The sequence below is a fragment of the Candidatus Hydrogenedentota bacterium genome (genome assembly GCA_035450225.1).
Classification (GTDB): domain Bacteria; phylum Hydrogenedentota; class Hydrogenedentia; order Hydrogenedentales; family SLHB01; genus DSVR01.
Map to the genome: position 1 here is coordinate 1 of DAOTMJ010000012.1, position 21,108 is coordinate 21,108.

General features: G+C 59.1%; 13 protein-coding genes. 4 read left to right on the forward strand and 9 right to left on the reverse strand.

Annotated features, from left to right (window positions below; all coding sequences use genetic code 11):
• Positions 1-1,397: heparinase II/III family protein (locus P5540_08790; GenBank protein HRT64913.1), on the reverse strand; the 1,397-nt coding region annotated here is incomplete at its 3' end.
• Between the two features lie 337 nt (positions 1,398-1,734).
• Between P5540_08790 and P5540_08795 the strand changes: the two genes are divergently transcribed.
• Positions 1,735-2,484, forward strand: a complete 750-nt coding sequence (locus tag P5540_08795; GenBank protein ID HRT64914.1) for a hypothetical protein — start codon at positions 1,735-1,737, stop codon at positions 2,482-2,484.
• A gap of 3 nt (positions 2,485-2,487) precedes the next feature.
• On the opposite strand, the gene P5540_08800 is transcribed toward P5540_08795, so the two are convergent.
• Entirely contained in the window at positions 2,488-5,151 is a 2,664-nt protein-coding gene (locus P5540_08800; protein HRT64915.1) for a glycoside hydrolase family 99-like domain-containing protein, read from the reverse strand.
• A gap of 138 nt (positions 5,152-5,289) precedes the next feature.
• On the opposite strand from P5540_08800, the gene larE reads away from it, so the two are divergent.
• Positions 5,290-6,108: an ATP-dependent sacrificial sulfur transferase LarE gene (gene larE / locus P5540_08805; protein ID HRT64916.1), complete on the forward strand. Its 819-nt coding sequence runs from the start codon at positions 5,290-5,292 to the stop codon at positions 6,106-6,108.
• A 66-nt stretch (positions 6,109-6,174) separates the two neighbouring features.
• Positions 6,175-7,257, forward strand: a complete 1,083-nt coding sequence (locus P5540_08810) for a hypothetical protein (GenBank protein ID HRT64917.1) — start codon at positions 6,175-6,177, stop codon at positions 7,255-7,257.
• 24 nt (positions 7,258-7,281) lie between these two features.
• Here P5540_08810 and dnaA read toward each other — a convergent pair whose 3' ends face one another.
• From dnaA to P5540_08825, 3 genes are all read right to left on the reverse strand, one after another.
• Positions 7,282-8,628 (reverse strand): chromosomal replication initiator protein DnaA, encoded by a 1,347-nt coding sequence (dnaA, locus tag P5540_08815; GenBank protein ID HRT64918.1) that lies wholly within the window; start codon positions 8,626-8,628, stop codon positions 7,282-7,284.
• 544 nt (positions 8,629-9,172) lie between these two features.
• The gene (locus tag P5540_08820) at positions 9,173-9,700 is read right to left on the reverse strand and encodes a GNAT family N-acetyltransferase (GenBank protein HRT64919.1); all 528 of its coding nucleotides are present in this window, start codon (positions 9,698-9,700) and stop codon (positions 9,173-9,175) included.
• Positions 9,693-12,635, reverse strand: a complete 2,943-nt coding sequence (locus P5540_08825; GenBank protein ID HRT64920.1) for a PAS domain S-box protein — start codon at positions 12,633-12,635, stop codon at positions 9,693-9,695. The genes P5540_08820 and P5540_08825 overlap by 8 nt, the downstream gene beginning before the upstream one ends.
• 606 nt (positions 12,636-13,241) lie before the next feature.
• On the opposite strand from P5540_08825, the gene clpB reads away from it, so the two are divergent.
• Complete coding sequence (clpB, locus tag P5540_08830; GenBank protein ID HRT64921.1) at positions 13,242-15,836, forward strand: ATP-dependent chaperone ClpB; 2,595 nt, start codon at positions 13,242-13,244, stop codon at positions 15,834-15,836.
• 57 nt (positions 15,837-15,893) lie between these two features.
• On the opposite strand, the gene P5540_08835 is transcribed toward clpB, so the two are convergent.
• Genes P5540_08835 through melA form a run of 4 tightly spaced genes read right to left on the reverse strand, consistent with a single transcriptional unit; the run spans position 15,894 to position 20,991 of the window.
• The gene (locus P5540_08835) at positions 15,894-17,423 is read right to left on the reverse strand and encodes an APC family permease (protein HRT64922.1); all 1,530 of its coding nucleotides are present in this window, start codon (positions 17,421-17,423) and stop codon (positions 15,894-15,896) included.
• Positions 17,396-18,217, reverse strand: coding sequence for a Gfo/Idh/MocA family oxidoreductase (locus tag P5540_08840; GenBank protein ID HRT64923.1), 822 nt, complete (start codon positions 18,215-18,217; stop codon positions 17,396-17,398). The genes P5540_08835 and P5540_08840 overlap by 28 nt, the downstream gene beginning before the upstream one ends.
• 60 nt (positions 18,218-18,277) lie before the next feature.
• On the reverse strand, positions 18,278-19,621 hold the full coding sequence (locus P5540_08845) for a glutamine synthetase family protein (GenBank protein ID HRT64924.1): 1,344 nt from the start codon (positions 19,619-19,621) through the stop codon (positions 18,278-18,280).
• A 41-nt stretch (positions 19,622-19,662) separates the two neighbouring features.
• Positions 19,663-20,991, reverse strand: coding sequence for an alpha-galactosidase (gene melA / locus P5540_08850; GenBank protein ID HRT64925.1), 1,329 nt, complete (start codon positions 20,989-20,991; stop codon positions 19,663-19,665).
• Positions 20,992-21,108 lie beyond the last annotated feature (117 nt).

Sequence of the window (21,108 nt, forward strand, 5' to 3'; positions counted from 1 at the left end):
GTGGCCGTCCGCGAGGCCTCGGCCAGTCCGGGGACATCGTAGGCCTTTTCAAAGCGGATATGAACGCTTTTTTCACCCGTGCGCTCCATGGTTCCGCAATGTTCCCTGCCTCGCGCCTGCAAAGCGCCGCCGATGCGGGGAACGCTGTGCCCATAGGAATTTGCAAAGACGTTATCGTAGCGTTTTCCGCCGAAATAGCTCGCACTATAAAGGCCACGTCCCGGATCGCAAAGAAACACCCGGCCATCAACGGCGAGGATAAAACTGCCGACGTCATTATGGTTATGCGGCTCGTCGTTATGCCCTGCCTTAATGGCCAGCGCAAACGGCGCCAAGATGAAACGCGCAATGCCGGAAACGGGCATGAAAACGTCTTCAAGCGCCGGCTCGGGCGCGTCGGCGCCGTCCCACCACGCAAGATTGCGCAACGACGAACTCAGACGCCAGTCGGTCATGTCTGACGCAAGCCCCAGCAAGGCGGTCGCGCCGTGCCGTTCCGCAAACCGCGCGGCGAGGAACGGGCGGACCGAGGATCGCTCCTCGGCATCGGCGAAACTGGCATACAGCCCGTTGCCGAGATAGGCCGCAAGCGGATAACGCGCGATGGCCGCCAGCTTCGGATTGGCCATCAGGTCCATGGCGCCCTTGGTCCGTTCCCGCAGCATTTCGGCAAATCCCACGAAATGAATCAGTCCGTAATTCCAGTACCCGATTCCCTCCAGACAGCCGCCGTCCGCCTCGAAGGCATTTGCGATGAACCGATCCAGTTGCGTAATGACCGATGTGATTGCATTTTCGAGTCGTCCGGGGTCGTCCTCCAACAACAGAAAAACCTGGCCGACGGATCCCGCGCAAACACCGGTCCAGTTGTTGCGGCCGCCGCCCCATGAGTATTCACCGGCGTGCTTGAGATACGGATCGCAAATGCGCGCACGTATCTCGTCGCGGACGCGCGCCCGTATCTCGTCGTTCAGGTTTTCGCCCAACAACGACAACACATGGGCGAGTTCGCATCCGGTTTCCGCGGCGAAAAGGTCTATATATCCCTTGCCCTTGGACTCGTGCGCGGGCAACACCCACGTGCTCTCCTCGCAGATGTTCCAGAGCAGATCGCTGACCCGGTTGATGCGTTCCTCAGACGGATCAGCCCATGCGCTTAAAACCGACTGGGTAAGCAGGGTGCGTTTTTCAAAATAGGGCCTCTCATAGGGAAAACGTTCACCCGCCACGCGAAATCGGCGATATAATGTGTACGTCGTTTCGGGAATGGTACGGACGGCATCCGCCGCGCGAGCCCATCGTAGCAGTGCGGCCCCGTGCGAAGTTTCTAACCATTCCCCCGGTGTTTTTGCCGCCAGTTCGGGAAGCAGAACCGGTCCGGCCGCGCCTAATGGCATGCCTAATGGCGAATCAGCCCCTCCTCCATTGGCATCCAAAGTCGTTATCGCCTTTCCATGTTGGCATCCCGCGGATGCAAACGCAATAAACAATACAATAATGCCCTTCGTCATGTGTGTTTTCATGGCGCCACTATAGACGCGGGGACTGCTTGAATCAAGTCATGGAGGTTTCAATATCCACGCAACGGTGCGGCTCCGAATGCCGATTCGGCAGGGCATTTTCGATCGCATTCTGTTTTCATGCTATGAAAATCGTCCCATTATGATGTTGCGTTTTCGATTCCCCTTGACCGCAATAGTATAAAATGGACGCCATTCACCTAGGAAAAATTCGATGGATGAAACGATACAGCGTCATTGTCATGAATTAAACCGCTGCAATCAGCGGGGCGGGCGCATGTTGTCCGTGTTCGATCTGATCGAAGCGCAGACGATCGATCTGGAACTTGCGTCGGGGCTGATGGCGGGCATCACGCGGGGCGCATCGTTCATGGTGGGCGCCCGTCCGGGCGGCGCGGGCAAGACGACGGTCATGTGCGCGTTGCTGAACCTTGTGCCTCCGGATTGCCGGTTGATGGCGGCGACTCCGCCGGCCATCCAGGCGGCTTTGCCGGCCACGCCGGAAGCAAAGGTCTGCTACATTTGCCACGAAATCGGCCCTGGGCCGTATTTTGCCTATTTGTGGGGCGGCGGATTGCGCGCCTATTGCGCGCTTGTGGACAAAGGCCATGTCCGCGCGACCAATCTGCACGCAGACGATCTTGCCGAGGCGCGCGCTCAAGTGTGCAATGAAAACGGCGTACCCGCCGCGCATTTCAACGCCTTTCACTATATCGTTTTTCTGCGTGTTCGTGGTGGTTATCCGGCGACAAGACGCTGGATCGCAAAAGTGTATGAAAGCGACGGCCTGTCGTCGCATCGGCTGGTATATGACGCATCGAAGGGGGGACTTTGCGGGAACTTTTCCGATCCGTCCCGGATCGTCCAGTGCCGGGCATTTCTCGAAAAGACGCACACGTCCGGCGTGCGCACGATTGAAGCGACCCGCGCCGCGTTGATCGCGCACTGGCCCGACTTGGCCTGAACGTCACGGCATCAACTGGATGTCATCAATGGCGACGCGGACGCCCCTGTCGCCACAGGGATCGAAACGGAGCGCGGTAATATTGCCGCGCCAGCGGGGACATGCCTTGAGATCCACGGTATAGAGGTGCATTTGGCCGTCGGCAATGAGCGGAAACGAGGCGCTGGCGGCTTCGCTGGTGGCCGCGCTGCTGATTGACCAGAACAGTTGCGCGCGGGCATCGGGTTTCAGCGCGCCCTCCAGTTGCATGTTGAACGTGGCCTTCGTGAATTGGGCGGCCTTGATTCCATGGGTTTCCACGACGAGGGCGGGATCGTCGTTGGTCGTGTCGAAAAGGAGTTTGCCGTCTTCACAGCGCACATTCGCCACGCCCATCATGGCTTTCCAGCCGGCATCGGGTGTGTCGAAGGTCCACGCGCTGACGGACGGGCGCGCGGGATAGTCGTATGGTCCAAGACCGATATCGGCCGGTCCCACATTGACGGGCCAGAGCCGAGCATTGCCCACGCCGAAGACGCGCCGCACGGCTTCCAGCATGTCGAAACCGAATTCGACGCACGGTTCGATATAACTGCCCTCCCCCCACTCGTTCACCGGGCCTAGCACAACAAGCGGCTTGTTGTTTTCGATGGCAAACGCATGGGCGGATTCCAGGAGTTGCTCGAACAGGAGCGCCGTGCGGCCTTCGATCACGAACGCCTTGTCGCCATGCCACGGACGGGAATCCCAGCCCGTGTCCACGACGGGATAATAGGCCAAGGGTTTGGCTTGCGCGTTTTTCCTATCCCATTCAATCTTCGATCCCCGAACGACATTGAGATACGGCATTCGCTTCAGGGCCATGGCGCGGTCATGATCGCCGCCCCACTCGTGGTACGTCGTAATGCCGGTATATCCCTCATTTTCAAGATTTTTTATGCCGGCCTGCGAAAAATCGTAGCCCATGGCCACGAACGTAATCCCATCGTAACCGGCCGCCCGCGCCATCTCCTGCGATTCGTTCATGGCCTGTTTGACCGCATCGGAACCGCCTAGATCGCGGCGGACATTCGACGGCGCCCAAATGAACACAGCCGGCTTGCCCTCGATGCGGTAATACGCCGGCAGGTTGAAATACCGGTCAATCCATTCTTTTGTTACGGCGCGCCAGTCTTCGGCGGAATGCGTGTTGGGCGGATTATGGTTTGCCCACATGATGGCGACTTTGAGCATGTCGCGGTAACGGGCTTTTCTGTAGGCTTCGAACCAATGCGTGAGACTCTGGCCGCCTTGGCACCAATACCAGTCCACGAGAAAACACGAGATCCCGTTCTCAACGGCCCACTTGATCTGCCAGTCCACGCATTCGGGTTTCGATTCGTCATAATAGCCCAGCGCGGGCTTGCGAATCGGCGCCGTGCGCCGGATGCAATCCCATTTCGCGTCGGAATCCCATCCCGGAAAATAATAGGCGCAGACATCCACGTCGCTCTTGACCGGCACGGGCCGCGGGGGATAGTCGGCCTTGTTCAGAAACATGGACTTGGTAAAATTGAGTTTACCCTCGACGGTCTTGCCCGTGCCGACGCGAAGATACACGCGGTGTTCCATGGCTATCGGGGTCGAAACGGTCCAGAACAACGACGCGGATTCGCCGTACTCCAGCGGCGGCACTTCGCTTTCGGGCGTGGATCCCGGCACGAAACGCAAGTCGGGCGAAACAACCATGCGCGCTGGCGTGGGCTCGCTTTTCGCGGCGCCGATATTGGCTACCCTAGCCAAGATGCGGCAGGGCGTGCTGGTGCGGCTCAAGGCATTTTCAAATCCGAGATAAGTGACGGCCAACTCGGCCGGTCCCCGGGGTTCGCCTACAACGGCGATCGCATCGAGTTTCACCTTGCCTTTCGGCAGCCGGATGCCGATGGCATGAACGCCGTCGCGCCATTCCGGGATTCCCTGCATTTCCACGTTGTAGATGCGCGGTTCGGGACCGCCGCGCACATTGAATTCCGCCGACTGCGGCCCCACCACGCCCTCGGCCCCCCAAAGGATCGCCCCCACTCCGTCCGAATCCGCTTGCAACGTGACCGAAATCCAGCCCTTGTCGTGCACGGCCAGGTTGAGCGGCGGGGAGTAGAGATCAGACGATTTTGGACTTATGGTCCACGGCGTCACATCACCGTTGAAGGTCCATTCGAAGGTGGAATCCGAGGGAGCCGCCCCGCCGCCCCATTCGGCAATTCGAATCTTGTCAATCTCGAAATGCGCGCCATTGTAGAGATCCAGCCGGAGTTGCCGGATGGTCTTTTCCGTCTGCCAGAACGGCGCGATGATGATATCCTGGGTCTGCCCATTGCCTTCCACGTTGAACCGGAGGCTTTTCTCCTGGCTGAATCCCCCGTGCGGTCCAGTTGTTTCGCCTGTCCAGAACAATTCACCCTGGCCATCCTGGTTTGCGATCAGCCGAATCGCCACGTATTGCCACGGCTTGGCCTCGAATTCCAACCCGGATATCGAAAAGAACGGATCCCGGTCAATAGCATCCGCGCAGAGTTTGCCGTTTTCGACGGACACATTCGCCAGATAGGCATTCGCCGTCCAGCCCTGCGCGTCGGTATCGAAGGTCCATTCAGGCAATTCGGCCATGCCTGCCGACACGATTGCACCCGCCAACGCCATCATCCACATTATCACTGCCTCCGTCGTTTCCAACGTTTTACCATGCAACACCAACGTCATTATAACGGCCGGACGCCGGACTTGGAAATCCCCGGTTCCCAGGAATGCGCATCCATGAGATACAATACGCAAAAAAGGCACGGCATCATGAATCGCGATTGGCTGGAAACGGCTCTGCAAAAGGAAACGCTGCTCAAGGATCTGCTCTCGGCCCAAGGAGCAATCGTCGTGGCGTATTCGGGCGGCGTGGATTCGACTTATCTGGCCGACGTTGCGCACGAGACGCTCGGCGATCGCGCACGGTTGGCGCTGGCGGACTCGCCAAGCATCCCGCGCTCGGAATTGGAGGAGGCCCGCGCGCTGGCGGCCGCACGCGGCTGGAATCTTGTCGTCCTGAAGACGGCCGAATTCGACAAGGACGAGTTTCTTCGCAACGACGGCCGCCGCTGTTATGTCTGCAAGGGCGAACTGTTCGAACAAATGAATGTGTTCGCGCGGTCCGAAGGCATTTCCTGCATCGCATACGGTGAAACGGCGGACGATTCCGCCGACGCCACCCGACTGGGCCGGCTGGCCGCCCGTGAACATCGGGCGCTTGCGCCGTTGCAGACGGTCGGACTTGTCAAGGATGAAATTCGCGTGCTCAGCCGTCGGCGCGGGCTGCCCACGTGGAACAAGGCGTCCTTCGCATGTCTGGCATCCCGCGTACCAAAAGGATCACGGATCGACGCCGAATCGCTGGCGCGCATCGAACAGGCGGAAGAGGCGCTCAAGAATCTGGGATTCCACCAGTACCGGGCGCGGCATCACGGGGACCTCTGCCGCATCGAAGTGGACGCCAACGAACTCGCGCGGGCCGTGGATCCCGCCGTTCGCGAAACGATTCTGCGCGAATTGCGCAATGCGGGCTACCGGCACGTCACGCTCGACTTGGCCGGCTACCGAACCGGCAGCACCGCGACGTGAGATTGCACATTCACCGGCTGAGTTCTTTCCCGTCTAAACGGGGTGTTGAAAAAGAGGAGAGCCGCCATGGCGCGAGGCAGCGTGTACGGTCCGGAACGCGCAATATTCACCGAACCACGGTCGGGATTGCGCATCATTCAGTTGACGCATCATTCGACAATCGCGATGAACATGTATTTCGAGATGTGCTCGTTCACGGAAGACGAACGCCATGTCGTTCTGCTGGCGCAGCGAAGCGCGTGCCGCGACGCCCCATGGGATTTGTTACGGGCACGGACGGACGGCAGCGAACTGGTCCAATTGACCGAATGCGACGCCATGGGCGGCGCGGTGATTTGCCCGGCATTGAACGCGGCGCTGTATTTCGCGGACCGTGAAGTACGGAAAGTGGACCTGCTTTCACTGCACGAGACCGTTGTCGCGGAAGCACCGGCCATGCCGTACCCAAACCAGATTTCCTTCGGGGCGGTGGACGAGGCGGGCGCCGTCTATTTTGCGAGCGGCAGGCTCGAATCGGGACGCGGCGCGGTATTTCGCGTCGCAATCGGCTCCGGCCGCTCCGAAGTCGTGTTCGAGGGCGAATGCCAAAATCATCTCCACATCGATCCGCAAGGCAGCACATTGTATTTCGGCGAGAACACCCCCAACGGCTGCGTCCGCTATTTGATCGACGCGAACGGACATCATCTTCGCGAATATGGCTTCGACTGCTTTGCGCATCACACGTGGTTCGGGCGCACCGGCTTGATGCAGGGCTGTCTCCTGCCACCGGGACAGGCGATTGCAACATACCGGGAAGGGGACGACACCTACCGCACGCTGACGCAGGGTCGGTATTACTGGCACTCGTCCGCCAGCCGCGACGCCCAGTGGATTGTAGCGGACACCAACTGGCCACGCGAGGGCATTTTTCTATTGCATGTGCCGTCGGGCACGGTAACCTTTGTTTGCGATCCGTTATCTTCCTGTTCGCATCCGCAATGGACCCATCCGCATCCCAGCCTGTCGCCGTCCCTGAAATTTGTGCTGTTCAACAGCGATCGCACGGGGTTGGGACAGGTCTATCTCGCGGAATTATCGCCGGAATTTATCGAACAGGCCGCGTCCGGCGCCATCCTCAAGCCGGTTGCGCTGGATTCGAATCGGTAGGGAAGGAATGCCGGCCCCTTCCCCTTACGGCCGCAAGGTTTTTTGAAGGTGCTGAACGACCTGCCGGGTTGTCGGCGACTTCTCGATTTCCTTTGCCAGTTTCTGGCAGGCATACAAGACGGTCGTGTGATCCTTGCCGCCGAACGCCTCCCCCACTTCGTTCAACGACAGGCTGGGAATAAGCGTTTTGCACAGGTACATGGCCACCTGACGGGGAAAGGCCACCATCCGCTGGCGGTTGCGCCCGCATAAATCCGCGATGCGCACATCGAAATGATCCGCAACCGCGCGCTGAACCGCCTCGATGGTGATGGGCTTGATCTTTTCTTTTCCAATCAGATCGGCCAGCACGTCTTCGACCATTTCGATGGTAATGCGGCGCCCGGTCAATTTGCTGTAGGCGACGACGGTGATGAGGGCGCCTTCCAGTTCGCGGATGTTGGTCGAAATGTGCATGGCGATGCACTTGAGCACTTCCGCCGGAACGATGACGCTTTCCTCGGCGGCCTTGCTCTGAAGGATGGCGATCCGCGTTTCGATGTCCGGCGCCTGAATGTCGGTAATAAGGCCCCATCCGAAACGCGATATGAGCCGCTCCTCGATGCCCTGGATTTCCTTTGGACTGCGATCGCTCGACAGGACGATCTGCTTGTGCCGTTCGAATAGCGCGTTGAACGTGTGGAAGAATTCCTCCTGCGTCGCTTCCTTGCCCGCGATGAAATGCACATCGTCTATCAGCAGCACATCCGCCTTGCGGTACGTTGCCCGGAATTTCTGTGTCGCTTTTTTGGCAATGCTCGCGATCAACTGGTTGGTGAAGTCCTCCGAGGAAATGAACACGACGTTTGCATTCGGATCGCGCTGCAAGACAGCATGCCCGATGGCCTGCATCAGGTGCGTCTTTCCGAGTCCCGTGCCGCCGTACAAGAAAAGGGGATTGTACGCCCGCGCCGGATTGTCGGCCACGGCCTGCGCCGCCGCGTGCGCAAACCGGTTGCCCGCGCCCACCACGAACCGCTCGAACGTGTAGCGGGGATTGAATCCCCGCACAGGCGGGGAAGCCGGGGCCGGCACATGACGAGGCGCGACCGGTCGCTCTTCCGCCGGCGCCGAGACGGCCTGCCGGGACGGCGAAAAGCGCACCTCGCGGAAATCCGGAATGACTTTCCGAACACTTTCCGTAATCGTGTCGAGATAATGATCCCGAAGCCAGTCCGCAAAAAACTGGCTCGGTACGCTTACCACCAATTCGCCATCGGCATACGATTCGTACCGTGTCTGGGAAAACCAGTTTTTATAGCTGTGTTCGTCAAGTACCTGTTGTAGATAATCCTGCGCCAGTTCCCAAGTGTTCGCCTCTTTCGACGGCATTATCGCTTCCTTCAAAAAGGCCATTTGTGAACAGCCCAATCTTTACGAAACCCCGCCTCGACGCGCAAACTCCCCCGGCAGCCCTACCGGTCGCGTCAAAGCACAAGGTTTTCTTTTACTCTCTCGCGCGCATAAAGTCAAGCATAATTTCTTTCGAGAAAACGCGATCTCCCTGGGCAACGATCATGTCAACATGGTTTTCCACCGATATCGAAAAAGCATCCACAGGTTATCCACACCTTATCCACCAATCCAGTAAAAACGCCGTAAAAAAAAGATGTTTCCATCATCGCTTTCCAGAATGCCTCGACGCGGAGTCACCATGCCGCAAGGAGTCGGTTTTCCACATGAAAGCAATACGGGAAGCCATGAGGCGCACAAAATTGGCCATCAGGCAAGTGTTTTTTACAATCCGCCACCGGCGTGCTGTCGGGTTCTTCGTCCGCATCCGCCGTGCGAAACAAACGGATCGTCGTCTACATCAAGGGAATTCCGTTTCCGCTTCTCGTCGAGAACGATCGCCTCGTGTACCGGGGCGTGCCCGCTACCCGCATGCGGTAACGTTTCGCTCCCCGTCGAAATTCACCACCAACCGTTGTTCGTTGACTTCTTTTCCCCATTGAGTGCCCGGCCGCTGTTCAACGAGGCGGAACCCGTGTTTCTCATACAGATGCCGGGCCGCGTGCAATCCCTCAAACGTCCACAGAAAGACGCGCCGGTGGCCCGCCTCGCGGCAGAAATCCATGGCGGCTCGCATGAGCCGGTTTCCAGCCCCATGACCGCGCAACGCGTCGGACACGATAAAATAACGCAGATGGGCGCCCGCGTCCCCGGCGTGCCGCCCATCAATGGAGATATGGCCCTCGAGGCGTCCGGCAACCCACGCGGTCCAAAATCCGTCCCGCGCCGGATCGTACCGCAGGAGAAACTCCGCGAGGTCCGCGGCCGCCTTGGCCTCGAAAAACACGTCGAATCCCCAATGATCGTGATAATACGCGCCGCAGAGTTCGACGACACGTCCAAGGGCGCCGGGCACATAGCCCCGGCGTATCTCGATTTCGGGATCAGGCATCGAGCACCTTTCGGATGGCGCGCAGGAGTTCCGGGGTCCGGTAGGGTTTCGATATGAGGTTGAACCCTTCCTTGACAACGAAATTGGTGTGCACGGCGTTTTCGCTGTACCCGCTGCTGAAAAGAAAACGGACGCTCGGGGATTTTTTCTTGATGCGTTCCATGACTTCCCTGCCGCCGAGTTTCGGCATCATCACATCCAGCAGCGCCAGATGAATTTGGCCGTCATGTTCCTCGAAGATGCGCAGCGCCTCCTCGCCGTCGCATGCCGTCAGCACGGTATAACCCGCATTGCGCAGCAGGCGCGCGACGAGTCCCCGCACCATTTCCTCGTCTTCGGCCATCAGAATGGTTTCGGACCCGCCGACGGCGCGCGGTTCAATTTTGCTTCCGACCGCTTCGGCGGGGCGATCGACGATCGGAATATAGATCTTGAACGTGGTGCCCTTCCCTGGTTCGCTGTACACATGGATAAGGCCGTTGTGATGCTTGACGATGCCGTAGACCGTGGCCAGGCCAAGGCCCGTGCCATGCCCCACGGCTTTCGTGGTGAAGAACGGCTCGAAAATATTCCCCAAGGTCTCGTCGTCCATGCCGTGGCCCGTGTCGTTCACGCTGAGCAGGACATACCGGCCTTCCACAGCCCATGGATGGCTCTTGCGGTAATCCTGGCCGATGGTCACGTTTTCCGTTTCGATGGTCAGCATGCCGCCGCCGGGCATAGCGTCGCGCGCATTGACGCACAGGTTCATCAGCACCTGCTCGAATTGCCCCTTGTCCACGCATACGGTTCCGAGACGTTCACCGCGCAGGAAACGAAGATCAATATGTTCACCAATGATCCGGCGGATCATCTTGAGCATCGGCTGGATCAACTCGTTCAGGTCCACGTTCACGGGCTGAATGACATGGCGCCGGCTGAACGCCAGCAGTTGGCGGGTCAATTCGGCGGCGCGCTCCGCGGCCCTATGTACCTCGTCAAGATCCTGCCGCGTGGCGGATCCCGGTTCGCTGCCCGCCCGCAGGATGTCCAGATGGCCTAGAATGACTTGAAGCAGGTTGTTGAAATCGTGCGCGATTCCGCCCGCCAACTGTCCCACCGCCTCCATTTTCTGGGCCTGCCGCAACTGGGTTTCAAGCCGGGCCTTTTCTTCTTCCGCGCGTTTGCGTGCGGTAATGTCGTCGAAGGTGACGTAAAAAGTCCCGCGTTCCACGCTGTACGCGGACACGGAAAAATGGCGTTCCAATGCCGGCACCATCGTTTCGAACCGTTCCGGTACGCCGCTCCCGGCCACCCGGCCGTAAATTTCGAACAACTCGGGATTCGATTCGCGAATGCCAGGGATTACCTCGGAAATGGGTTTGCCGATCACATCCGTGAGGCCGGTCATCTCTTCAAAAGCTTTGTTTACGTTTAGATGAACATAATCCACCGGGCGTCCGTTTTCGTCGTAGATCATTCGACAGTGCGCGAACCCTTCGATCAAATTGTCGAATAAGGAACGATAACGGTTCTCACTGGCGCGAAAGGCATCCTGCGCCGCCCGCTCCCCGGTCTGATCCCTGAAAACCAACACGACGCCCAAAACCGCCCCGGACTCGTTGCGTATGGGCGCGCCGCTGTCGGCGATCGGATATTCCCTGCCGTCTTTCGACAGGAGCAGCGTGTGGTTGGCAAGGCCCACAACCGCGCCTTCCCGAAGCACGCGCACCACGGGATTTTCGACGGTGGCGCGGGTATCCTCGTTCACGATGCAAAACACTTCGTCGAGCGGTTTCCCGCGCGCGTCCGATTCCGGCCAGCCCGTAAGGCGCTCCGCCACGGGATTCATGTTTCGTACACGACCGACGGTGTCCGTCGTGATGACGGCGTCGCCGATGCTGTACAGGGTCGTGCGGAATTCCTCCTCGGCCTCGCGCTGCCGCCGTTCCGTCTCGTAAAGCCGCCGGTAGAGATCCGCCTGCCGGTTGCGATAACTGTAAAAGGCGGCCTCGGCGGCCAACAAAATCAGGAGGAAGACGAACAACGCCGTGATACCGGCGCGATAGCCGGCCTCGGCCATGATTTCGCTTCGGTCCACTTTCGCCACCATGAACCACGGCGTGCCGGGAATGGCGCGGAGATCCGCGAGGACCCGCTCGCCGCGATAGTCGCGTCCTTCAAACATCCCCTGTTTTCCCAAAATCACCTGTACGGCCGGAACGTCCTTGCGTGATAGCGGGATGCGAAACGCGAGCGCGGTGTTCTTCCTGTGCCGGAGCTCGTTGAGGAAAAGGACATGGTCCCCCTCGGCGCGCACGAGCAGCGTTTCCGCGGATCGGCTGGGCGTGGGCCACGATTGAATCAGTGGATAGAGCAGATCGTCTGCATAACTCCGAAGCGCCAGCACGGCAAGGGGATGGCCGTCCGCGTCGAATACGGGCGCGGTGGCGTCAAGGCAAATCCGTCCGTCTGAACAGCGGAAAAAGTCGCTCAATACGGCATCGCGCCGGGAAATGGCCGCCTGGATGTTCTGTTGCACTTCTTCCCCGGGGACATCGGCCTGTTTCGACGCGGACAGCAGAACACGGCCATCCGGCGCGAAAAGAACAGCATCGCCATACACGCCCACGTCATGTTCGAGATCCAGCCGGCCCTGCAGCGCATTGCGAAAAGCCGGATTCTCGGGATCGCGCAGCCAGTCGCTGACCGCTTTGCTCAACAAGGGACTCTTGACCGTCCGCCCGGCATCGGCAAGCCGTTCGCGGCGCCATCGTTGAATCTGACCCGCTTTTAGATCGGCGATAGATTTGATGTCTTCATATCGTTCCTGCCGGAGAGAATTCACTTCTAAGCGGTAATAGGCAAAGCCGGCAATCACCAAGCCCAATGCGGCTGCGGCAAACCATGCCGCCTGATTGCGCCATGATAATCGGGTCTGAAAAGTCTTGTTCACCGTCACACCTCCCGCTCGCCGGGTATAAACATCTCACATCCATCCCCAAGCCATTGGGAAAGTGTACCACATTCCATTGTTCTATCATATCCGGACCGGTTAGCCTCAAGCCGGTTTATCCTTACGCCCCGCCGGAGGTTGGAATCCCTTGTCTTTGAACAACCATACCCTGTTTTCTATCTGCGGATATCTGCGTCATCTGTGGAAGATCACGCGATCCACTGATGACATACATCAAAACCATCATCCGTTTCACAAAGAAACAAGCGCCGGATAATTTTGAAACGCGTTGTCGTCACGATCCCGTTTTCCCAACACCATGAACATGATTCCCGGAGAGTTGGACAAGAGATGAAGAAACAGTTAAGTTGTTGGGGCGATTGCGATTACGCGCACAAGCACGAGCACGAAGGAATTGGGGTAATGTGAATTTTCGACGTGGGCCGAATGGAATTATCCCCCCCACGCTGTATCCGAACCTCTTACGTGCTTTGCGGACAAGCATTTGCACATAATCTCCCCGCGTTTCATCTGTATTTTGTTCACGGCACGGGTGTTGCTCTTCAATAATCGTTGAAACATATATTTCCCTTGGAGGAATGCGAAATGCGTTTGGACAAATTGACCATAAAAGCCCAAGAGGCCCTGTCGGAGGCCATGGACAGCGCCGCGCGGCGCGGCCACGCGGAAATCGCCTCGTTGCACCTACTGGAAGCCTTGATTGTCCAGGAAAAAGGCGCTGTGGCCGCCATCCTACAGCGGATAGGCGTTGCATCGGAGCAAATTTTGGCCGAGATTGATACGCGCCTGAAGGGGCTTCCGCGTGTCAGCGGCGCGGCGGGCCAAGCCGGGCTGAGCCGCGAGGCCCAACAGGCGCTCGAAGCCGGCTGGAAAACGGCGCAAACGCTCAAGGACGAATACTTGAGCACTGAACATATTCTGCTGGGCATTCTTGAAGGCCGCGACGATACGGCCGGGCGCATTCTACGCGAGCTGGGGGTCACCACGGAGGCCGTTTTGGCGGCGTTGAAGGAGATCCGCGGCACGCAGCGCGTGACCGACCCGAACGCCGAGGCGACCTACGACGCGCTGGCGAAATACAGCCGCGACCTGACGCAACTCGCGCGCGCAGGCAAACTCGATCCCGTTATCGGACGCGACGAGGAAATCCGCCGCGTCATTCAGGTCTTGTCGCGCCGGACGAAGAACAATCCCGTACTGATCGGCGAGCCGGGCGTCGGCAAAACCGCGATCGTCGAGGGACTTGCCCAACGGATCGTGGCAGGCGACGTGCCCGAGAATCTCAAGCACAAACGCGTTGCCACGCTCGATCTGGGCGCGCTGGTGGCCGGCGCGAAGTTTCGCGGCGAATTCGAGGAGCGTCTCAAGGCGGTCTTGCGCGAAGTCCAGGAAGCGACCGGGGAAATTATCCTGTTCATAGACGAATTGCACACGCTGGTCGGCGCGGGCGCGGCCGAAGGCGCAATGGACGCTTCGAACATGTTGAAACCGGCGCTTGCCCGCGGCGAGTTGCACTGCATCGGCGCCACGACGCTCAACGAATACAAGAAACGGGTCGAAAAAGATCCCGCGCTCGAACGGCGGTTCCAGCCGGTGCTCGTCGGCGAGCCGAACGTCGAGGACACGATTGCAATTCTGCGCGGCTTGAAGGAAAAATACGAAGTCCATCACGGCGTGCGCATTCAGGACGCGGCGCTGGTATCGGCCGCTGTCCTGAGCCATCGCTACATATCGGACCGCTTCCTGCCCGACAAAGCGATTGATCTGATTGACGAAGCCGCCTCGCGGCTGCGCATCGAAATTGACAGCATGCCCTATGAAATAGACGTGCTCGACCGGCGCATCCGCCAGCTTGAAATCGAGCATCTGGCCGTGTCGAAGGAAAACAACAAAGCCGCACGGGAGATGTCGGAGGGCATTGCGCACGAAATCGCCGAATTGCGCGAGGAATTGGGCGCGAAGAAGGCCCAATGGCAGGCGGAAAAAGAGGTCATCGAGCGCATTCGCGCCACGAATGCCCGAATTGACGAGGCGCGGCGGGAGGAAGAAATCGCCGAGCGGGCGGGCGACCTCGCGAAGGTGGCCCAGATTCGATACGGGACGATCGCGGATCTGCAACGTGCGCTTCAATCCGAAAACGCCCGTCTGCTTGAAATTCAAAAGAACGGCAGTTTCCTCAGCGAGGAAGTCACCGAGGAGCGCGTCGCAAAGATCGTGTCGAGTTGGACGCACATCCCCGTCGAAAAAATGATGGAAGGCGAAATGGCGCGCCTGCTCAAAATGGAGGATCGACTCGCGGAACGCGTGATCGGCCAACGCGACGGCATCCGCGTCGTGTCGGACGCCGTCCGCCGCGCACGCGCCGGATTGAAGGAGCCGGAACGCCCTATCGGATCGTTTATTTTCCTCGGCCCGACGGGCGTCGGCAAGACCGAACTGGCCCGCGCGCTCGCCGAACTCCTGTTCGACGACGAACACGCCATGGTGCGGCTCGACATGTCGGAATACATGGAAAAGCACACCGTGGCCCGCTTGATCGGAGCGCCGCCGGGATATGTCGGTTATGAAGAAGGCGGACAGTTGACCGAAATCGTCCGCCGCCGTCCGTACTGCGTCGTGCTGCTCGACGAAATCGAGAAGGCGCATGCCGACGTGTTCAACGTGCTGCTGCAAATCCTCGACGACGGCCGCCTGACCGACGGCCAGGGCCGCACTGTGGACTTTAAAAACACCGTCGTCATCATGACATCCAATCTCGGCAGCGAGGTCTTCAACGGCGCGGGCGAACACGCGGATAAAACGGAAGCCGTCCTGCAGGCATTGCGGCGCCATTTCCGTCCTGAATTTTTAAATCGCGTGGACGACATCGTCGTGTTTCATTCGCTGTCCCGCGAGGATATCCGCCGAATCGTGGACGTGCAGATAAAACGCCTGTCGAAACGCCTCGAAGAAAAACATATCGCCATCGAACTGTCCGATGCCGCGCGCGATTACCTTGCCGATGAAGGTTTCGATCCGGCTTACGGCGCGCGCCCGTTGAAACGCGCGATCCAGCGGCTCGTGCTCGACCCGATGGCGATGGAAATTCTGTCCGGCGCCATTCAGGAAGGATCGCGGGTATTCGTGGATCTGGAGGACGGCGGCTTGCGATTCCGCCCTTTGGCGAACGCGGTCCCGTGACGGCAACCGTGTCCGTTTGCATCCCCGCACACGGAGGATGCTCCAAACCACAAGCGGTCACACCCGGATGGGCAGAATCATGAAGGGAACGCCCCGGGAATACAGGCGTCGCTGAACGGCAAACACGATGTAGTTGTGAAGCAGGCGCGTAAAAGCGGTCTCTTCGGGAAAGACGAGCTGTCCGCCAAAAAATACGCCCTGTGGAAAACGTTCCAGAACGTTGTGGGACAATTTGACTATTTCTTCGACGATATCCGTGCCGACAACGCCATGGGATTCCGCGTAATAACCTTCGGCATTCATGTAGGCGACATATTTCGCCAATTCCGCATCAAGAAATTGCCGCAGGCGTTCCATCTCCTCGGCGCCCTTGAAATTGCCGGCGTCCACGGCGCCGACCTGCAGGAAAACGAATTGCCGGAAAGCACCCCCAAACGTGCGGACAATGCTGAACAGGGTATGCAGCCCCAGCCCGTTGAAGCCGTTTACCAGCACGATGGCCGTCTTGGCGTCCGGGTCGTAGGCGCCGGCGGGTGTTGCGGGTTTCGGCAGGCGTTCGACCGTGGCCTTGGTGGCCTCGACCAGACTGTCCAACCGGCCCAGCATTCGCCGGGTGCTGTCGTAATGCCGCCGAATGAAAAGGGCCAGCGCGACCAGTCCGCCTGTCACCGCCAGCGTAATCCAACCCCCTTCCCTGAATTTGATGATCGTCATGGAAATGAGAATACCCGCCGTCAAGACAAGGCCGGTCCCATTGATTGCGATGCCCTTGAGCCACGGGTGATTTTTTCCCCGCAAGCGCCACCAGTGGCGGACCATGCCCAGTTGGGCCAGCACGAACGTAATGAATACGGTAATGCTGTACAGCACCACCAAATATTGCACGCTGCCCCGCGCGAACGCCATGACAATCAAGGCCGCGCCGCCCATCAACACCACGCCGTTTTGGGTAACCAGCCGGTCGCTGAGCATGGCGAACCGGCTGGGAAACCACCGATCCAGGGCCATGTTCGCCAACACGCGGGGGCCGCCGAGAAAACCGGCCTGCGCCGCGACGAACAGAATCGCCGTTTCCGACACCAGCGTGAGCAAAACGAAGGTCCGGGCCGTATTGCGGGACCAATGTGCCGTCAGGCGTTCAAGCATGGTCGCATTGAGCGTTTTGCCTTCCTCCAGCACGGCGCCGGACAGCATATAGGCGATCATCAGGCCAATCACGGCGATTACAAGCGATGTGGCCATGTAGATCATGGTCCGCTTGCCGGTTTGCGCGCGCGGTTCGCGCAACATGGGAAGCCCGTTGCTCACCGCCTCGATGCCGGTAAACGTACCGGCGCCCATGCTGTACGCATGCAACATAAGCAGAAGCATCCCCACCACGCCCAGTTCGGACGAAGCGCCGCGCACCTGCTGCGCCGTCTGGGCGGCCACGCGGCCCATGTCGCCAACATGGCTGAAAATAGAGTAGGCAATCGCGAAGACATGGGTCGCGAGAAAAAGCAAAAATACCGGTAATAACGGAATGACGGCTTCCCTGACGCCGCGCATGTTCAGGGCGGTCAGTAGCAACACCCCCAGCACAGCCACCCATATCTTATAACCATGCCACTCGACCGGCAAGAAACTAGAATATACCGGTATTTGGTGTAACGCACGGGCGTGTAGAAGGCTTCGGGCGCTTGACCCAGCCACATGTCGTAATCGAAACCTTCGGGGACGGGCTTGGGCTTGGGGTTGATGTTCATGGGGCTGCCGCCCTGGGCAAATCCCCCATAAATGGCCACCCTAATCGTGTGCAGCTTGCCGATGCGTCCGTTGCGGACCCATTCGCAAGCCTTCAGAAATTTGATGGAAGCCCGCGCCTCGCTGGCGGTTTGAAAGATTCGTTGCCGTTGTTGCATCACGTCGCTCAGGACGCGTCCCTCCCGTATGGTGAGGGAAAGGGGCTTTTCGCAAAAAACATCCTTGCCCGCCTTCGCGGCGGCAATGGCGGGAAGCGCATGCCAATGATCCGGCGTTGAAATGACTACCGCGTCCACATCGGAACGCGCAACCACCTCACGCCAGTCCCGCGTTGTAAAACAGGTTTCGAACTCCTGGGCGGACGGTTTCAGGCTGTAACTCTGCATGGCCAGATGGGCGCCGCGCAGACGTTTCTCAAAAACATCGCAAAGGGCCACCACCTGCACTTCGGGCTGCGCCATGAACACGCGGAGATTCTTCAGTTTTCCTTCATAACCAAGGCCGATGAAGCCGAGCGCAATCCGGTTGCTCGGCGCCACCGTGCCGTTCAGGCCGAGTGCGGACGCCGGAAGGATGGCGGGAAAACAGGCCGCCGCACCTTGTGCGATCATCTGTTTCAGAAAAGTGCGTCGCTTCATAAAAATCTGCCCGTCGGCCTGTTCATTTTAGCACAGAACACCGTGTTCGCCACGTGCGTTTCAAATCAATTCAAAGTACCGCCGGCGTTCCCAATCGGTGACGCTGCGCATGAACTCGCCGATTTCCCACCGGGCAACGGCGGCATAATGGTCAACCACGTCGTCGCCGAGAAGCCGGCGGGCGATGGCGCTCGATGAAAACGCATCCGCGGCCTCGATCGGATTGCGGTGCAGGCGGGGCGCATCCTTTACCTCATAACCATTTGCCTCGACGAAGGGGCCGATCGGTTCGATCCCGTTTTCAATGCCGTACAGGCCGGATGCAATCATTGCGGCATAGGCGGCATGCGCATTGACGTCCGCGCCGGGAATGCGGTTTTCCAACCTTGTGGATGCGCCATGGCCGCATGATCGGAACGCAACGGTGCGGTTGTCGCCGCCCCATGTAATCGTCGTCGGCGCGAACGTAAGATCGCCGTAGCGTTTGTATGAGTTGATCGTAGGCGCATACAAGAGGTGGAAATCGCGGGCAAGCGCCATCATGCCGCCGAGGAAATGCCGCATCGTTTTCGACATTCCCCGATCGCCCTTCGGATCGTAAAACGCCGGTTTGCCGTCTTGCCATAGGCTCATGTGGATGTGCGCGCCATTCGACGAATGATCCGTGTGCCATTTCGCCATGAATGTCGCCTGAAGACCTCTCATTGCGGCCATTTCGCGCACGCCTTGTTTGAACACGACGTGCCGGTCGGCCATTTCGAGCGCGTCCGTGTACACGAGATTCACCTCGTGCTGCCCGTATCCCCACTCGGCTTTGCTGCACTCGACCTCGACGCCCGCCGCAGCCAACTGCCGGCGGATCTCGCCGATGATTGGTTCGTCCATGGAGGAGCGAAAGATGCAATAGTCCCCAATGTATCCGGCAATCGTCGTCAAGTCGCGATAGTCTTTCGCGCGCGAACTCTCCGGCGTCTCGCGGAACAGGAAAAATTCAAGTTCGCTCGCGGCCTTTACCGTGAACCCCATTGCGGCGGCCTTGTCGAGCTGCTTGCGCAGCATCGATCTCGGCGCAATCGGCACAAGGGAACCGTCGTGCGATTTCGTGTCGCAAATGACCAGCGCCGTCTTCTCGAACCACGAATAGAGGCGCGTCGTGGACCAATCGGGCACGGCCGTCATGTCGCCGTATCCCGTGTGCCAGCCCGTGAAGGCAAGGCCGGGGATCAGGATCCGTTCGACGTCCCAGCCGAAATTGCAGTCGCAGGTATGGACACCGCCCGCCATGTCGCGCAGGAACGGTTCCGCCGCGCACCGCTTGCCGTACAAACGGCCCTGCAAATCCACTCCGGCGACGATGACGGTATCCACCATTCCATCCGCCACCCATTTCCGTAACCGTTCCATGGCCAGACCCTCTTCGTGTCTTTGTGCCTTCGTGGTTCTGATTAGATTTCAATCCGCTTGAATGTCGGCAGATAGTCCTTGTTCTTCCTGAGCATTTCCTGGACCATTTTCTTGATTTCGGCCAGCGAAAGCACGGCGGCCGTCAGCGGATCGTAGGCAATGGACTGGTAGACGAGTTTCGGATCGCCGGTCAGCGCCGCCTCGACGGCCATTTCCTCGACGGCGATCGTCACGTTGTTCAATGCGGCGCACTGAATGGGCAGCGCGCCGACGTGAATGGCGTTGAATCCGCGACGGTTCGCGACGACGGGCACCTCGACGCACGCGTCGGCGGGCAGGTTCGTGATGAGATTCGTGTTGCGCACATTTCCGTTGAACTCGAAGGGTTCGCCGCCCATGTAGGCATTGATGATGGAGGCGGCATATTCATGGCCGCGTTCGAGCGACATCGGCGCGCCCTTGCTAAACCAATCCCGGATGTCTTTCTTCCAACTTTTCGCCGTGTGCAGATAATGCTTGAGAATGTAGGCGTATTCGCCGGGATTCCAGCCGGTGCCATGCGTGCAATATTTCTCAATCAAATCGGGCCGCTTGCGGAACCACCAGTTGTACTCGGAATTATGCCCGCTCGATTCCGTCACGTAATAGTCGAGCGCGAGGAACATTTCGTTGCGAACCTGCTCCTCGTTGTAGATCTTCTTGTTTGTCGTGATGGCCTTGCGAATGAGCGGGTACGCGTCCTTGCCCTTCCATTTGAACTCGGTGTACCACGCCATGTGATTGATTCCGGCACAGACGTAATCAATCTCGTTCATCGGCGCGCCGATCCAGTTAGCGAGCATGGCCGCCGTTCCTTGGACGCTGTGGCACAGGCCGGAGGTCTGAATCTTCGACACGCGTTGCATCGCCCGGCACAGCATCGCCATCGGGTTCGTATAGTTGAGCAGGATCGCGCGTGGACAATACCGTTCCATGTCCTTGACGATGCTTACCATGACCGGGATCGTGCGCAGTGCGCGAAATACGCCGCTCGGACCGCGCGTGTCGCCGACGTTCGTGTCCACGCCGTACTTCTTCGGGATCTCGATGTCATGCCGCCACACCTGCACGTCCCCCGAAAGGATCGTGCAGAGCACCGCGTCCGCGCCTTTGAGCGCTTCCTTGCGGTCGAGCGTCGCTTCGACCTTCGCCGGATATCCGCCGCGCTCGACGATAAGGCCGACGGCCTTGCGGGCAAATTCGAGCCGTTCCTTGTTGACGTCCATCAACGCGATGGTCGCGTCCTTGAGCAGCGGAAACGTCAACACATCCCGAACCAGCCCGCGCGTGAATCCCAAACTGCCCGCCCCGATAAATGCTATCTTCGCCATGACCTGCTCCCAAAATGTTAGAGGTTCCCGGCGGTCCTTCCCGCCGAATCAAACGAAATGATTATCGCGGTCTGTGTATTGGCAGTCAACAAGTTGGGATGCCTTCCCCCTTCTTGC

What these genes read in the sequence shown, in the direction of transcription:
- P5540_08840 (HRT64923.1), bottom strand. Translation starts at nt 18,217, where the DNA reads ATGAAGCGACGCACTTTTCTGAAACAGATGATCGCACAAGGTGCGGCG.
- P5540_08820 (HRT64919.1), bottom strand. Translation starts at nt 9,700, where the DNA reads ATGCCTGATCCCGAAATCGAGATACGCCGGGGCTATGTGCCCGGCGCC.
- P5540_08810 (HRT64917.1), top strand. Translation starts at nt 6,175, where the DNA reads ATGGCGCGAGGCAGCGTGTACGGTCCGGAACGCGCAATATTCACCGAA.
- melA (HRT64925.1), bottom strand. Translation starts at nt 20,991, where the DNA reads ATGGCGAAGATAGCATTTATCGGGGCGGGCAGTTTGGGATTCACGCGC.
- P5540_08800 (HRT64915.1), bottom strand. Translation starts at nt 5,151, where the DNA reads ATGTGGATGATGGCGTTGGCGGGTGCAATCGTGTCGGCAGGCATGGCC.
- larE (HRT64916.1), top strand. Translation starts at nt 5,290, where the DNA reads ATGAATCGCGATTGGCTGGAAACGGCTCTGCAAAAGGAAACGCTGCTC.
- dnaA (HRT64918.1), bottom strand. Translation starts at nt 8,628, where the DNA reads ATGCCGTCGAAAGAGGCGAACACTTGGGAACTGGCGCAGGATTATCTA.
- P5540_08845 (HRT64924.1), bottom strand. Translation starts at nt 19,621, where the DNA reads ATGGAACGGTTACGGAAATGGGTGGCGGATGGAATGGTGGATACCGTC.
- P5540_08795 (HRT64914.1), top strand. Translation starts at nt 1,735, where the DNA reads ATGGATGAAACGATACAGCGTCATTGTCATGAATTAAACCGCTGCAAT.
- clpB (HRT64921.1), top strand. Translation starts at nt 13,242, where the DNA reads ATGCGTTTGGACAAATTGACCATAAAAGCCCAAGAGGCCCTGTCGGAG.